The 14,483-nt window shown below is 68.3% G+C and carries 11 protein-coding genes and 2 pseudogenes; 5 read left to right on the top strand and 8 right to left on the bottom strand.

Annotated elements, in window-relative coordinates:
* Positions 1-37: 37 nt before the first annotated feature.
* The 3 genes from ASF25_RS14815 to ASF25_RS14805 form a co-directional block, all read right to left on the bottom strand.
* The gene (locus ASF25_RS14815) at positions 38-2,533 is read right to left on the bottom strand and encodes a PAS domain-containing sensor histidine kinase (protein WP_056305518.1); all 2,496 of its coding nucleotides are present in this window, start codon (positions 2,531-2,533) and stop codon (positions 38-40) included.
* Between the two features lie 322 nt (positions 2,534-2,855).
* Positions 2,856-4,256, bottom strand: a complete 1,401-nt coding sequence (gene ahcY / locus ASF25_RS14810) for an adenosylhomocysteinase (RefSeq protein ID WP_056176521.1) — start codon at positions 4,254-4,256, stop codon at positions 2,856-2,858.
* Positions 4,257-4,703: 447 nt separating this feature from the next.
* Positions 4,704-5,603 carry a LysR substrate-binding domain-containing protein gene (locus tag ASF25_RS14805; RefSeq protein WP_056305516.1) on the bottom strand — a complete coding sequence of 300 codons (900 nt, stop codon included), beginning with the start codon at positions 5,601-5,603 and terminating at the stop codon, positions 4,704-4,706.
* 127 nt (positions 5,604-5,730) lie between these two features.
* On the opposite strand from ASF25_RS14805, the gene ASF25_RS14800 reads away from it, so the two are divergent.
* The 3 genes from ASF25_RS14800 (at position 5,731) to ASF25_RS14790 (ending at position 8,291) form a co-directional block, all read left to right on the top strand.
* Positions 5,731-6,966 (top strand): MFS transporter, encoded by a 1,236-nt coding sequence (locus ASF25_RS14800; RefSeq protein ID WP_056305514.1) that lies wholly within the window; start codon positions 5,731-5,733, stop codon positions 6,964-6,966.
* Complete coding sequence (locus tag ASF25_RS14795; RefSeq protein WP_348271335.1) at positions 6,963-7,766, top strand: SDR family oxidoreductase; 804 nt, start codon at positions 6,963-6,965, stop codon at positions 7,764-7,766. Before ASF25_RS14800 ends, ASF25_RS14795 begins: the two co-directional genes overlap by 4 nt.
* Before the next feature lie 201 nt (positions 7,767-7,967).
* The gene (locus tag ASF25_RS14790) at positions 7,968-8,291 is read left to right on the top strand and encodes a YnfA family protein (RefSeq protein ID WP_056176506.1); all 324 of its coding nucleotides are present in this window, start codon (positions 7,968-7,970) and stop codon (positions 8,289-8,291) included.
* Between the two features lie 59 nt (positions 8,292-8,350).
* Here ASF25_RS14790 and ASF25_RS14785 read toward each other — a convergent pair whose 3' ends face one another.
* The 4 genes and pseudogenes from ASF25_RS14785 to ASF25_RS14775 all read right to left on the bottom strand — a co-directional run bounded on the left by ASF25_RS14785 (position 8,351) and on the right by ASF25_RS14775 (position 11,363).
* Positions 8,351-8,965, bottom strand: a complete 615-nt coding sequence (locus ASF25_RS14785) for an LpxA family transferase (RefSeq protein ID WP_056305512.1) — start codon at positions 8,963-8,965, stop codon at positions 8,351-8,353.
* Between the two features lie 422 nt (positions 8,966-9,387).
* Positions 9,388-9,534: pseudogene (locus ASF25_RS23685) on the bottom strand (IS5/IS1182 family transposase); the annotation flags it as partial.
* A gap of 53 nt (positions 9,535-9,587) precedes the next feature.
* Positions 9,588-10,580, bottom strand: coding sequence for a zinc-dependent alcohol dehydrogenase family protein (locus ASF25_RS14780; protein WP_056305511.1), 993 nt, complete (start codon positions 10,578-10,580; stop codon positions 9,588-9,590).
* Between the two features lie 36 nt (positions 10,581-10,616).
* The gene (locus ASF25_RS14775) at positions 10,617-11,363 is read right to left on the bottom strand and encodes an NAD(P)-binding domain-containing protein (RefSeq protein ID WP_056305509.1); all 747 of its coding nucleotides are present in this window, start codon (positions 11,361-11,363) and stop codon (positions 10,617-10,619) included.
* A 105-nt stretch (positions 11,364-11,468) separates the two neighbouring features.
* Here ASF25_RS14775 and ASF25_RS14770 point away from each other — a divergent pair, with 105 nt between their 5' ends.
* Complete coding sequence (locus tag ASF25_RS14770) at positions 11,469-11,855, top strand: helix-turn-helix domain-containing protein (protein WP_056305507.1); 387 nt, start codon at positions 11,469-11,471, stop codon at positions 11,853-11,855.
* A 236-nt stretch (positions 11,856-12,091) separates the two neighbouring features.
* Here ASF25_RS14770 and ASF25_RS22075 read toward each other — a convergent pair.
* Positions 12,092-12,938: pseudogene (locus ASF25_RS22075) on the bottom strand (IS3 family transposase); the annotation flags it as partial.
* A gap of 198 nt (positions 12,939-13,136) precedes the next feature.
* Here ASF25_RS22075 and ASF25_RS14760 point away from each other — a divergent pair.
* Positions 13,137-14,156 carry an IS110 family transposase gene (locus ASF25_RS14760; RefSeq protein WP_156369015.1) on the top strand — a complete coding sequence of 340 codons (1,020 nt, stop codon included), beginning with the start codon at positions 13,137-13,139 and terminating at the stop codon, positions 14,154-14,156.
* Positions 14,157-14,483: the final 327 nt, after the last annotated feature.

Here is a 14,483-nt window from a genome sequence, read left to right as displayed (position 1 = left end):
AGGGTCCCGTGGAAGGCTTACGAATCGGATGTGCCCGCTACTCGGCGGCCGCCCGGCGGGTCGTGCCGGTGGCGATCGGGAAGGTACAGGTGACGCGGGTGCCGACGCCCGTGGCGGATTCGAGGGCGACGCGTCCGCCGTGCAGCTCCACGAACGAGCGCACGATGGACAGTCCGAGGCCGACGCCGCGGTGACGCGTCCCCAGGGTGTTGCTCTCGAACCGGTCGAACACCCGGGCGGCGACCTCCTCGGGGATCCCCGGACCGTGATCGACGACGGCCAGGGTCAGCTCTGTGGCGCTGCGGCGGACCTCGACGCGGACGGGCTGGCCCGGCGCGGAGAAACCGACCGCGTTGGACAGCAGGTTGAACAGGATCTGGCGCACGCGCTTGCCGTCGGCGACGAAGCTGCCGATGTCCTCGGGTACGTCGAGGTCGAGGACGATGGCGGCCTCGGCGAGGCGATCCTCGAGACCGCGCACGGCCGCCTCGACGGTGGCGCGGACATCGACCACCTCGCGCGACAGCTCCAGGGAGCCGGCATCGATGGAGGCGAGATCGAGGATGTCGTTGATCATCACCAGGAGCGCGCCCGAGGAGCGCATGATGTGGCCGGAATACTCGCGCTGGCGCTCGTTGAGGGCGCCCACCGTCTCGTCGCCGAGAAGCTGGGTGAAGCCGATGATGTTGGTGAGCGGGGAGCGCAGCTCGTAGGAGACGTGGTTCACGAAGGTGTCGCGCAGTTGCGAGGTGCGCTCCAGGGCGTCGTTCTTGTCGGTCAACGCCCGCTCGACGTTCACGCTCGCGGTGACGTCGATGAGGGTGAGCAGGGTGGCGCCCTCGGGCAGGGGCTGGGCGGCGCAATCGAGGACGGTGCCGTCCACCACTTCCAGGCGACAGGTCAGGCCGGAGCGGCTCTCCAGGCCCGTGATGGCACCGCGGATGTCGAGCCAGGGCTCCTCGTCGGGCGAGAGGGCGCGGCAGGCCTCGATCACCGCATCGACGCGGGGGCGCTCGGACAGGGTCGCGGCGTCGAGGCGCCACAGGGTGGCGAAGGCGCGGTTGGCGAAGGTGAGGCGGCCGTCGGCGCCGAACACCGCCACGGGCTCCTTCAGGGTGTCGAGGGTCTCGGCCTGGACCCGCATGAGCGCGTTGTAGCGCGATTCGAGCTTCATGTTCTCCGAGACGTCGTCGAACAGGTAGGTCAGGCCGCCCTGCGGATTGGGATCGGCGACGACGCGCAGGGACCGGCCGTCGGGCAGGTACCACCACGCCTCGCTGGCCTCCACGGCGCGGTAGGCGGCGAGCACGTCGGCCTTCCACGACTTGAAATCGGCCTGCTCGGGCAGTTTTCGCGACGCGCGCAGGCGGTCGAGGATCTCGCCGTCGAGGGGCCGGGCCTCGAGGAAGGCCTGGTCGAGGTCCCAGAGCTGGCGGTAGGCGGCGTTGTGGAAGATCAGGCGCTGGCGGGCGTCGAACATCGCCACCGCCGTGGGCAGCTGGTCGAGGGTGCGGACGTTGGCGTCCATCTGGCGCTGGAGGTCGGCGCGCACGCTCTCCAGTTCGGACACGTCGACGGCGATGCCGACGCGCCCGGCCTCCACCGCGCTCTCGGTCACGTCGAGGATGCGCAGGCCGCCGGCGACCACGGCGGAGAGGCGCAGGGCGGGGCGGGCGCCGGTGGGGGTCCGGGCTCCGTCGTCGCGGGCGATGAGGTCGCGGGCCTGCCGGTCGAGGAGTTCGAGGCCGAGCGCCGCCTCGCGGCTGTCCGCTTCCACGGCCGCCACGTAGGCGGTGTTGACCCAGGCCAGCGCCCCGTCGCGGTTGCGCCGCCACAGGGGCTGGGGAATCGCGTCGAGGAGGCCGCCCAGCGCCGAGAGGCCGCGCCGCGCCTCCTCGAGGGTGAGGCGCAAGTCTATGAGTTCACGGCGTTCTTCCGTGGTCTCGCGCAACCGCAGGAGGGCGCGGCCGGCGAGCGCCTGACCCTGCGCCTCGACGAAGCGGCCGTCCTGGGTGCGCAGGCTGAGGCGAAAGCCGGTGCCGCGGGCGCGCAGGCCCTCGATGGCGGCGGCGAGGTCGCGGGCGTCGGAGGGCTGGAGCCAGGTGCCGAACTGGAGCAGGTACGCCGGATCGTCGGCCGCGACGCGCCGTCCGTCGAGGGCGAGGCCGGTGTCGCCCTCGACGAGTCCGGGGCCGCGCCCGGTCCAGGTGACGATGACCTGGCGCTCGGAATTCAGCAGCATTTCGGCGCGATCGTGGGCGCCGCGCAGGTGGGTGAGTTCGTGGGTGAGCTCGGCCTCCCGGGCGCTCCAGCGGGCGCGCTCGCGCATGTGGAGCAGGGCGAGGATGGTGGAGAACACCGTCAGCCCGATGAGGATCGCGAGGCCGGCGGCGTTGTGGGTATGCGGTCCGAGGCCGCTCGTCCAGGCGGACGGGTCCGTTCCGGGACCGGCGGCCTGCGCCGTTCCACCGGCGGTTGCGACGACGACAGCACCGGCGCACACCACGGCGCGCGCCGTTCGATCGACCCTCATGATCCGGTCCGCCCCCAAGAATCCCTGACGCGCCGCGCATCGCGACCGCTTCCCCGCCGGCCCCGAAGGGCGTCGGCGGATCACCCCACCTGAGGAATCGACCCCACACTAGCGCGAGGCGGAATCCTCCCGGAAGAGGGTTAAGCCGGACTTATCCGGTTTCGGGCACGCGGGCCGCCGAGGCCGCAGAAAAGTCACAGTACGGTCAAGCTCGGGCGGCCGGGCGCGGAGGGGCGGGCATGAAAAAAGCCCGGCGGAAAGCCGGGCTTTTTCACGAAACCGCGAGGGATGGGGGCGCCCCCGCACGGGGGCGCCGTCCGACTCAGTAGCGGTAGTGGTCGGGCTTGAACGGGCCGGTCTCGGCGACGCCGATATAGGCGGCCTGCTCGGGGCTGAGCTTCGAGAGCTTCACGCCGATCTTCTCGAGGTGGAGGAGCGCCACCTTCTCGTCGAGGGCTTTCGGCAGGGTGTAGACCTGCTTGTCGTACTTGCCCGGGTTGGTCCAGAGCTCGATCTGGGCGAGCGTCTGGTTGGTGAACGAGGCCGACATCACGAAGGACGGGTGGCCGGTGGCGTTGCCGAGGTTCACCAGGCGGCCCTCCGACAGGAGGATGATGCGGTGGCCGTCCGCGAAGGTGATCTCGTCCACCTGCGGCTTGATGTTGGACCACTTGAGGTTCTTGAGACCCGCGACCTGGATCTCGTTGTCGAAGTGGCCGATGTTGCAGACGATGGCCCGGTCCTTCATCGCCCGCATGTGGTCGAGGGTGATGATGTCCTTGTTGCCCGTCGCCGTCACGAAGATGTCGGCGCGGGGCGCGGCGTCTTCCATGGTGACGACCTCGTAGCCTTCCATGGCGGCCTGGAGGGCGCAGATCGGATCGACCTCCGACACCAGCACGCGACAGCCGGCGTGACGGAGCGACGAGGCCGAGCCCTTGCCGACGTCGCCGAAGCCCGCGACCATGGCGACCTTGCCGGCCATCATCACGTCGGTGCCGCGGCGGATGCCGTCCACCAGCGACTCGCGGCAGCCGTAGAGATTGTCGAACTTCGACTTGGTGACGGCGTCGTTCACGTTGATGGCCGGGAAGAGCAGCTTGCCCTCCTTGGCGAGGTTGTAGAGGCGGTGCACGCCCGTGGTGGTCTCTTCCGAGACGCCCTTGATCGAATCGGCGAGGCCGGCGAACCAGCCCTTGGGCTTCTCGGCGAGCTTCTTCTTCAGCAGGGCGAAGAAGATCTCTTCCTCTTCCGATTCGGGCTTGTCGAGGAAGGCGGTGTCGCCGTTCTCGGCGCGCAGGCCGAGGTGCACGAACATGGTGGCGTCGCCGCCGTCGTCGAGGATCATGTTCGGCATGCCGCCGCCGTGCCAGTCGAACAGCTTCGACGTGTAGTCCCAGTACTCCTCCAGGGTCTCGCCCTTGATGGCGAAGACCGGGATGCCGGCGGCCGCGATGGCGGCGGCGGCGTGGTCCTGGGTCGAGTAGATGTTGCACGAGACCCAGCGGATGTCGGCGCCGAGCGCCGCCAGGGTCTCGATGAGCACGGCCGTCTGGATCGTCATATGGAGCGAGCCGGCGATCTTGGCGCCCTTCAGGGGCTGGCTCGCGCCGTACTCCTCGCGCGTCGCCATGAGGCCGGGCATCTCGGTCTCGGCGATGGAGATCTCCTTGCGACCGTACTCGGCCAGCGCGATGTCCTTGACGATGTAATCCTGGGCCATGGGGGTTCCGTCTCTCTGCTGCGTGTTGGCGGGGGCTATAGCAGGGGACGGGATGCGAGGCAATCAAGACATAAAGATGTCTTTATGCGAGGCATTCCAAGGTGGCGGTGTCGGGGCCGCGCGTGGTCGGCGCGCCGCATCCCCTTCCGCCCGGGCTGCGCCCGCCGATCCGGCGCGGGCCAGCACCGCTCCACCCGGCGATCGGTCTGTGCCGTCTTTCAGGGACGCCGACGCCAGCTTCGGGACGGGCCTGTCCGTCCGCTCCACGACCAATTCGGGCGGATTCTTGTCGGTCCGCTCTCGAGAGGCTGTGTCGCAGGAACGGGCGTTCGCTCAGGGAACGCGAGGGGGCTACTTCACGCACCGATCGGTTAGTGTGCCGAACGCAGATGCCCTTTTTGCAAGGAGATGAAGCCGTCTCCGGCTCGGCCCGATGGTTGTCCGATCTCATTGCGCGCCCGTGGCGACGAGCCAGTCCACGAATGCCGTGAGGGTCGACGTCTTGTCCGCGTCGTTCGGGACGAGGGCCACGTAGCCGGGGCGCGGGACGACGATCTCCGGGAACGGGGCGACGAGCCGTCCGGTCGCCAGGTCGCCGGACAGGACGGGCAGGGGCCCGAGGCCGTAGCCGAGCCCGTCCGCCGTCGCCTGCAGGGCGACGAAATAATGGTCGAACGTCCGGCGGCTGCCCGTATCGGGGGAGAGGCCGGCGGCGGCGAGCCAGTCGCTCCAGTCACCCGGACGCGTCTCGCTCGTCAGCAGCGTGGCGCCTTCGAGGTCGTGCGGTGTGCGCAGGGGGCGGGCCGCGAGCAGGGTGGGGCTCGCCACCAGGGTGTTGGCCTCCCGCAGGAAGGGGACCGCACGGTAGGCGCCCCAGGGATGGTGCGCTCCCGTTCCGAGGCGCGGCTCGCGCCGGACCGCGAGGTCGAAGCCGCCGCGCAGGGCGTTGTGCAGGGTCGTGGTCGTCGTGACGACCACCTCCGCCTCCGGCCGCGCCACGTGGAAGCCGTCCAGGCGCGGGATCAGCCAACGCATGGCGAAGGTCGTGGGCGTGTTCACCCGCAGGGTCCGCGGCGCGAGGGGCCGGCCGCAGATCTCGGCCGCCGCGTCGAGCCTGTCGAAGGTGAGGCTGACCGCTTCCGCGAAGGCCCGGGCCGCGGGCGTCGGGACGCTTCTGCGCCCGACCCGCACGAACAGACGCTGGCCGAACCATGCCTCGAGCACGGCGACCTGACGGCTGACGGCCCCGTGGGTCAGCCCGAGTTCGGCCGCCGCGGCGGCGTGGCTGCCGGCCCGGGCGGCGACCTCGAAGACGCGCAGCGCATGGAGGGGTGGAAGACGGCGCATCGGACCTCCGGGCTCGCATCCGTGAGCTTAGCGCACGGGTCGCGTGAGTCGAACGGTCCTCATCGCCGGATCCTCACGGGTGTAGCCGTTACGTCGGCGGCGGCGGGCGGCCGTGGAAGGATGAGCGATGACGACCACGGCGGAACCGGACGGGCGGGCCACGGGCGCGACGGATGGGGCGGGCGACACCCGCGCGCCCCGGCGGACGCGCACCCTCGCGACGATCGGCGTCAACCACGCCCTGCACGACGGCTACACGGACCTGATCTACGTGCTGCTGCCGGTCTGGCAGGTGGAGTTCGGCCTCGGCTACGTCGCCCTTGCGCTGGTGCGCTCGCTCTATGTCGGCGCGCTGGCCGGCCTGCAGATGCCCGCCACGGCTCTGGCTCGGACGCTCGGGGCGCGCGCGGTTCTGGTTCTTGGCACGTTGCTGGGTGCGGGCGGCTACGCGCTGGCCGGCGCCTCGGGCGGTGTCACCGGCCTTTGCGTCGCCCTGGCGCTCTCCGGCGCGGGCAGCAGCACCCAGCATCCCCTCGCCTCGGCGGTGATCGCCCGGACCTATGGGACGGGGGCGAGGGGGCCACTCGGCACCTACAACTTCGCCGGCGATCTCGGAAAGGCGGCGCTGCCCGCACTCGCCGGGCTTCTCCTCACCCACCTCGACTGGCGCCTCGTGCTCTGGCTCGCCGCCGGCCTCGGGGTCGTCGTCGCATTCGGGGTCGCCACCCTGCTGCCCCGCGAGCCCGTCCCGCGCGGGGAAGCGCCGGCGCGCCCGCACGCGGCCGTGCCCGGCGCCGGCTCGACGGACCGGACCGGCTTCGGGCTCCTCGTCGCCGTCGGCATGCTCGACAATGCCGCCCGCCCGGCTTTTCTCCTCTACCTGCCGTTCCTGCTGCAGGAGAAGGGGGCGGTCCTGGCGACGGTGGGCGTCGCGTTTGGCCTCGCGGCCGTCGGCGGTGCGCTGGGCAAGGCGATCTTCGGCCGGCTCGGGGAGCGCTTCGGGGTGACGCGCTGCGTGATCCTCTCCGAGGCGGGCACGGCGGTGGCGATCCTGCTGGTCGTCGCGCTCCCGCTCGCCCCAACCCTCGCGGTGCTGCCCCTCCTCGGCCTGATGCTGAACGGAACGTCCTCCGTGCTCTACGGCACCGTGCCGGAACTCGCGCCGCACGGTCGCGTCGAGCGCGCCTTCGCGGTCTTCTACACCTGGACGCTCGGCGGCAGCGCGGTCGCGACGCCCCTGCTCTACGGCCCGCTGGGCGATGCGGTCGGACCGCGCTGGGCCGCCGTCGCGGCCGCGGCCACGGCCTTCGCCGTCGTCCCGATCATGCTCGTTCTGTCGCCGCACCTCGCGCGGAAACCATGAACTCCGTTCAAAACCCCGATGCCACCGATGGCGACCGCTCGGATGCCTCTGACGCACCTGACGCCGCACGAACTGCACCCGTGATGCCGATCACCGGCGGCCGCCGTGGCATCGGGACCGCGACCGTGCGTCTTGCGGCACGGCGCGGCTACGACGTCGCCTTCAGCTACCTGTCGAACGACGCGGCGGCTCAGGACCTGAGCGCTGCGATCGAGATGGAGGGTCGAGGCGCGATCGCCGTACGAGCCGACAGCGCCGATCCCGCCGAGGTCTCGCGGATGTTCGACCGCGTCGACCGCCGGTTCGGTGGGCTCGATGTCCTCGTCGACAATTCCGCCATGATCGCACGACCATCTCGCTTCGAAGACCTGGACCATGAGCGCCTGCGGCGCGTCTTCTCGGTGAATGCAATCGGCCCGATCCTCTGCGCGCAGCAAGCCGTGAAGCGCATGTCGCATCGCCATGGCGGGCGTGGGGGCGCGGTGGTCAATGTCTCCTCGGCCTCCGCTCGCCTCGGCAGTCCCAGCGAGTCCGTGGACTACGCGTCCTCAAAGGGCGCAGTCGAGACCATGGCGATCGTCTTCGCAAAGGAGGTCGTGCGCGATGGCATTCGGAGGAACTGCGTGCGGCCCGGCCACATCTACACCAAGATGCACGCGAGCGGCGGCGAAGCCGGGCGCGTGGATCGCGTGAAGGACAGCATTCCAATGGGAGGGGGTGGCGAGCCCGAGGAGGTCGCGCGAGCGATCCTCTGGCTGGCCCAGAGGCCTCGTTCGTCACCGGTACCTTCCTCGACGTGACGGGCGGCAAGTAAGCGCGACCGCTTGTGGAGCGCCGCGATCCATGGCGGACAGGCGGTGTCTCGCTCAGCGTCCGCTCCCGGGCGTCGGGTCAGATAACCCGAACGACTGGGTCGGGTCGGGACCCGTCCGTCCACTCTGCGACCGGGTCGGGTGAAAAGCGGACCTACCGCGTACCGGGACGATCTGTGAGAAGGCGGTATGGTCACGTTCTTCGCTTACGCGGGCGCAGCGCTCGCTGAAATCGCCGGGTGCTTCGCCTTCTGGGCTTGGCTGCGCCTCGACAAGTCGGTGTGGTGGATCGCGCCGGGAATGGTCTCGCTCGGGCTGTTCGCCTACTTGCTGACACTGGTCGATAGCGAGGCGGCCGGGCGCACTTACGCCGCCTACGGCGGCGTCTACATCGCAGCCTCGATCGTGTGGCTCTGGCTTGCCGAGGGGCATCAGCCCGACCGCTGGGACTTGAGCGGCGGGGCTATCTGCGTCGCAGGCATGGCCGTGATCCTCTTCGGCCCAAGGGGATGAGCGTTCCGTACGCCAGAGTCCGCCGAGGTTGGATCGTCGTCGGCTGGCTTTCGGGACGCTCATGAGCGTGTGCGCTGATCGATCAATCCGAGGCGGGGTACGACCGTCCTGGGAGCAAGGATGGCACCAGGGGCGACAACCGCGTTCGCGCCGATGCGGCACCCATCTCCGACGAGCGCGCCGAACTTCAGCGTGTCCGATCCTATCGTCTTGCCGCTATAGTTGATCCGGAGGCGAGGATCGGCCAAATCGTTCCGGTAATTCGCGATAATCGAGCCGGCTTCGAGATTGATATCACTGCCGAGAATGCTGTCCCCAACGAAGTTGAAATGAGCGAGCTTCGACCCTCGGAACATGAGGGTCGTCTTGAGTTCAGCTCCGGGCCCCACGATGCAGTCGCTGTCGATCCAGCATCCGCCCCTGATCAAGCATGCCGCTGCAACAAGGCAATTTGGCCCGACGATCAGGGGGCCCTTCATCACGGCACCGGTCTCGACCGTGGTCGTGCGATGAACGGCGATGTCGCCCTCGATCTCGTAATCCGCGTCGAGTGTCGCCAGAATTCCTGTGACCAAACCTGCCGCGGTGGCCACGATATCCCACGCCTCTCCCGTCGCCCGCTCGCCAAGGGGCGAACTACGCCAGGATGCGATATGCGCATCAACAATGTTCATTCGGCACGCACGCGTTTTCCTTACAGCTCCGTGGTCCTTACAACTCGGAGAGTGCCGTACCGTCTACGGCGTGCCAGCCTCGGTCAATCGTTCGCCACGAGTTCGGATGGCAGGCTCCGGGCGATGCGACGGCATTGTTGAACGTCCGGGTTGGGTCCAAGGCCGTGTCAAATTCCGGAGGTGAGGGCTTTTGCGGTTGGGTGACGTCCCGGTCTGGCGAGCAGGGGGTGTTCATCGCGTCGAACGGGTTCCTACGGTCGGGAAACGGCCAGTTTTGGTTCGAGCTCCCCTGGACGGCTTCCCGGCCTATTCGGCGGACGATCGAAGCCCGCGCTCAGGTGGGGGATCGTCCGCCGAGAGTTTGCGGCTTCCCAGAATGTTGAGACCGCGCGTCAAATTTTAGGCCAGGACCTGAAGCGCCATAGCACGTCTTCATGCTCCCACCGCGTCACCCGCCGCTCCTTGCCCGTCGTGCAGGACGCCTTCTTCGGGCAGGCAGCGCGTGCATTCGTCCAGTACCGATGCAGCGTCAGGCCATTCTCCACCGGGGTGCAGCGGTGGGACAGCCGAACGCTGGCGAGGGATGCGATGCCGAACTCCGGGGAACCCGGCATCCGCGCCATCAATCGAGCGTGAGGACGATCTTGCCGATCTGCTCGTTGGATTCGAGGAATTGGGTCGCCTCCCGGATCCGGTCGAACGGGAAGGTCCGCGACACCAGCGGATCGAGCTTGCCGCTTTCCAGTCCCTCCAGGATGAAGGCCTTCGCACGGGCAAGCGCCGCGTCGTCGCCGACGATCTCGGTGTAGAGGTATCCCTTCAGGGTCAGGCTCTTGCCGAGCACGGAGAACTGCGGGAACGGACCCTCGTCCGGGCTCAGGGCACCGTACTCCAGGAGAATGCCGCCCACGGCCATGACTTCGGCAAACTGCGCGATGGCAGGGCCACCGATCGGATCGAACACCACGCGGGCCCCCTTGCCCCCGGTGATGTCCTTCACGCGCGCCGCCAGGTCGCCCCCGTCCGTGGCGATCACATGGTGCGCGCCGGCATCGAGCAGCGCCTGCGCCTTGGCGTTCGTGCGGGTGGTCGCGATCACCGTCGCCCCGACGCTGCGGGCGATCTGGAACGCCGCGATGCCGACGCTGCTCGACGCCGCGGATACGATGACGACATCGCCGGCGGTGAGTTTCGCCTGATCGATGAGCGCGCCCCAGGCGGTGACGTACTGCATCCAGGACGCGGCGGCCTGCTCGAACGACAGGGCGGCCGGATGCTTCACGACGGAACGCGCGGGAATGTTGATGACCTCGCCGTAGGTGGGCCAACGCGACATATCGAGGGTCGGGATGACGCTGACGGCATCGCCCTCGGCGAACCCGGACACATCGCGGCCCGTCGCCTTGACCGTACCGGCGGCTTCGTAGCCGAGCTGCGAGGGGAAGTTCGCTTCCTGCAGGTAGGCGCCCTTGCGGAACATCACCTCCGCACGGTTGAGGCCGATTGCGCGAACCGCAATCTGCACCTCATCGGCGGCAGGCCCGGGAACCTCGATGTCCTCGATGCGCAGCACATCTGCGGAACCGTATTCGTGAAAGCGTACAACGCGGGTCATGGGTCGTTTCCTTATCTTGCGTGCACCGGTCAGATGTCAGAGGCAGATCGCACGCGCGACGCGAACGCCGAACTCGGCGTCCGGATTGGTCCGGCCGTCGCCGACGCGCTCCTGGACCACCGCCACCACGAGGTCGCGCCGCTTGGGCAGGCGGGCCCTTTCGGCTGCCGCGAGTGCGCCCGGCATCTCGTCACGCGTCAGATCCGTGCAGTAGCCCGGCGCCCCGGGTTGCTGGCGCCAAGACTCCGCCAGGGACCCCGCGTCGAAGGCGTCGAAGCCGGTCTCCTCAACGAGACGCAGGCCGACGCGGCGGTCTTCCTCGCGGTCGGCCGCGACCGGGATGGCGATGCGTCCCGGCGTTCCGGAGGGTGAACCCTTCTCGGCCAGCGAGCCCGAACCGATGGCGTTCCAGGCCTTGACGATGGGCCGTCCGAGTTGCTCGGAGACCCACAGGCTCTCGACCTGGCCCGCCTCTATGGCGTCGATGGCCCCGTCGCGCATCGGGTAGTAGTTCGAGGTGTCGATGACGACGGTCTTGTCGGGTATCGCCCGGATCAGAGGGGTGATCTTCCGGATACCGGTCGGCGGGATGGAGAGGATGACGACGTCGACATCCGCGACGGCATCCTGTGCCGTGACGGCGCGGGCGCCCGACGAAAGTATGTCGGCCCCGATGGTCTCGGGACCGCGTGAGTTGGCCACCTTCACAACGTGCCCGGCCGCGCTGAGCTTCGTGACCAGGGACTTGCCGATATGTCCGATACCGATGATGCCGATCTTCATGCCCTGTTCCCTGAACGCGTCGGTTGCGATGCAGCGGGAACTATGGGTAGGTAGAGGGATCAGCAAGAACCTACCAAAAGGTGGGTAGCTCACCTAGAGGTTAGTATGAATGGGGGGCGCGATTGGTTTTGCGAGGACCCGAAGCAGCAGCTCGTATGGGCGGCGGCGACCAGCGAGACCCTGCGGGTGCTGGAGGGCAAGTGGAAGATCGTCATCATCGTCCAGCTCTTTGCCGCAAAGGTGCCGCTACGGTTCTCGGAGCTGGAGAAGCGGATCGAGGGCGTGAACCAGAAGATGCTGATCCAGCAGCTCAAGGAGTTGGAGAAGGACGGCATCGTCACCCGGACGGTCTACCCTCAGGTGCCGCCGAAGGTCGAGTATGCTCTCAGCGCAATGGGGGTTGCGCTCGGGCCATCCATCGAGGCGCTGATCGACTGGGCTTTCGCCCGCCGGGAGGCGATGGGCCTCGCGTCCGCAGACGTCGCCGGCTGATGCATTCGGGTTGGAGGCGGAACGTCCGGTTCCGGGCGAAGGGCCAGGGTCCGGCTCCCACCCCCAAGCCGAAGTTGCCCGAGGGCAGCTTTCGGGAACACCCATGGCAATCTAGGCGACCAAGTCCGGTCGTAAGCTTCCGGTGAGCTCAACCGATCAGCAGCGGCGAAGCCTTATGATCCTGCCGATGGCAAAGCGCTCGCAATTGATCCTCCCCCGTTTCGACGGACGTGGGTTTAGCTCGCGTTCCGCTCGGCCTGCTCGGGTGTGCTGTAACCGAGGGCCGAGTGGATGCGCTGCCGATTGTCGTATCCTTCGATGTAGGCGAACAGGTCGCGTCGGGCCTCGTCCCGGGTCGCCCATCGGCGCTGGTGGACGAGTTCGACCTTGAGGGTGTGGAAGAAGCTCTCCATCGGGGCGTTGTCGCAACAGCAGCCCGTTCGGCTCATGGAGGGTGTCGCCCGCGTGTCGGCGAGCTGGTTTCGGTAGGCTTCTGCCGCGTATTGGCTGCCGCGATCCGAGTGACAGATGAGGCCGGCTCCGGTCGCTGCCGTTGGGTGGCCATCATCAAGGCGGCCGAAATCAGCTCGGTCCGCATATGATCGCGCATGGACCGACCAACGCTCTTGCGGGTGGCGGGATCGAGTATGGCGGCCAGTCCGCCAGCCAGACCGTGTTGGGCAGGGCAGCCGAGAAGAGCTGCTTCAGGAGGTCGGGTGCGACCGGCAGATCGTGACGGCTGTCGGTCGTGCAGGGCCGGAACCGACGCCTAGCCAGGGCCCGGATGCCTTGGCGGCGCATGAGGCGCTCCACGCGTCCGCGACTGGCTGTTCGGCCCTCCGCACGCAGCGCGGCATGCACGCGAGGCGCGCCGTAGCGCCTGAGATGCCCGGCATGGATACGCTGGACGTCGGCCAAGAGCTGACGGTTCGACGCCGACCGGGCGCTCTCGGGGCGTAATCGCCAGCCGTAGTCGCCGCTGGGGGAGACTTCGAGCACGCGGCACATGAGACGCACCGGCCAGGTGCTCGCATGCTGCTCGATGAAGGCAAACGTCACTTGGGCATCTCCGCGAAGATGCCGATCGCTTATGGGATGGCCCGCCCCTTACCGAACCGTTGGTGGCATGCTGCTGCTTTGGAGGAATGGCGAACGTCACTTGGGCATCTCCGCGAAGATGCCGATCGCTTATGGGATGGCCCGCCCCTTACCGAACCGTTGGTGGCATGCTGCTGCTTTGGAGGAATGGAGGGATCGAGAATGGCAAAGAGTTCGGTCGCCGTGCTGGGTATCGATCTCGGCAAAAACAGCTGTAGCCTGGTTGGCTTCGACCCAGCTGGAGCGGTGGTTCTGCGTCGTCGCGCACGGCGTGAGACGATCGTCGGCCTGACGGCCAAGCTTCCGGCTTGTGTCGTCGCGATGGAGGCCTGCTGCGGCGCCCATCACCTTGGGCGGCTGCTGGCCGCGCAGGGACATACCATCCGACTGATGTCGCCCGAGTATGTCCGCCCCTACGTCAAGGCTCAGAAGAACGACGACCGCGATGCCGAGGCGATCGCCGAGGCCGCGACGCGTCCGACGATGCGCTTTGTGCCCCTCAAGGCGCAGGACCAACTCGATATGCAGAGCCTGCACCGGGTCCGGTCTCGGCTGGTCAGCATGCGTACCATGCTCATGAACCAGCTCCGCGCGATCCTGCTGGAGCGGGGTCTCGTCTTCCCGCAGGGCCGCCGCAAGTTCGAGACGGCGGTCGGCATTCTCGTGACGGATCCCGAGGCGCAGATTGGCGCGCGCATCCGGTCACTCGTCGTCGATATCCGCGAGGAATGGGCGAACCTCGACGGCCGTATTGAAGCTCTCGACCGGGAGTTTGTTGCGCATGCCCGCGCCGACGAGGCAGCACGTCGCCTGGTGTCGATCCCGGGCGTCGGGCCGATGACGGCCACGGCCTTGCGCGCAGCCGTCGACGATGGCAGCGCCTTCGCGTCTGCCCGGGACCTGCCGGCTTGGCTTGGCCTCGTGCCCCGACAGCATACGACCGGCGGCAAGCCGAAGCTGCTCGGGATCAGCAAGCGGGGCAACGCCTATCTGCGTGGGCTCTTCATCCACGGGGCGCGCGCAGCGCTGGCCACACTGTCCAAGGTCGAGGATGCGACCGGACGATGGCTGCGCGGTCTGCTGGCGCGGACGCACTATAACGTCGTGGTCGTCGCGCTCGCCGCCAAGCTCGCGCGGATTGCCTGGGCGACGCTGCGCAAAGGAGTGAGCTTCGAGCGGCGGCCGGAGCCGGCCCTCGCATAGGGCATCAAAAGAGGTTGACCTGAGGCGGAGCGCGATCGCTCGGCGCGGGTCCACGAGGTCTGCGGGAGGACAGTGAAGATGGCCTGACGGTCGAGCGGCGTTCCGGAAGCCTGGCAAAAAAAGCGGCCCCCGAGGCCGATTCGCTTATGAGGCCCGGGACGTGCGGCTCTCCATCTTGGCGGCGGCCCCCGTGCCGACATGCCGGATACGTTTGTGCAGACCGGTCACAGGCAACTTCATCGGCGACCTTGCAGACGGGGCGGGCCATACGTTTTTTTAGGACGTCGCGCTCCATGCGCGTCCGGTCGAGTTCGAAGACGACCGCGC

Origin of the sequence: Methylobacterium sp. Leaf100 (assembly GCF_001422845.1) — a bacterium.
Classification (GTDB): Bacteria; Pseudomonadota; Alphaproteobacteria; order Rhizobiales; family Beijerinckiaceae; genus Methylobacterium.
Note: the sequence above shows the minus strand (reverse complement) of the source record. Positions and strands in the feature narration are given on the sequence as shown.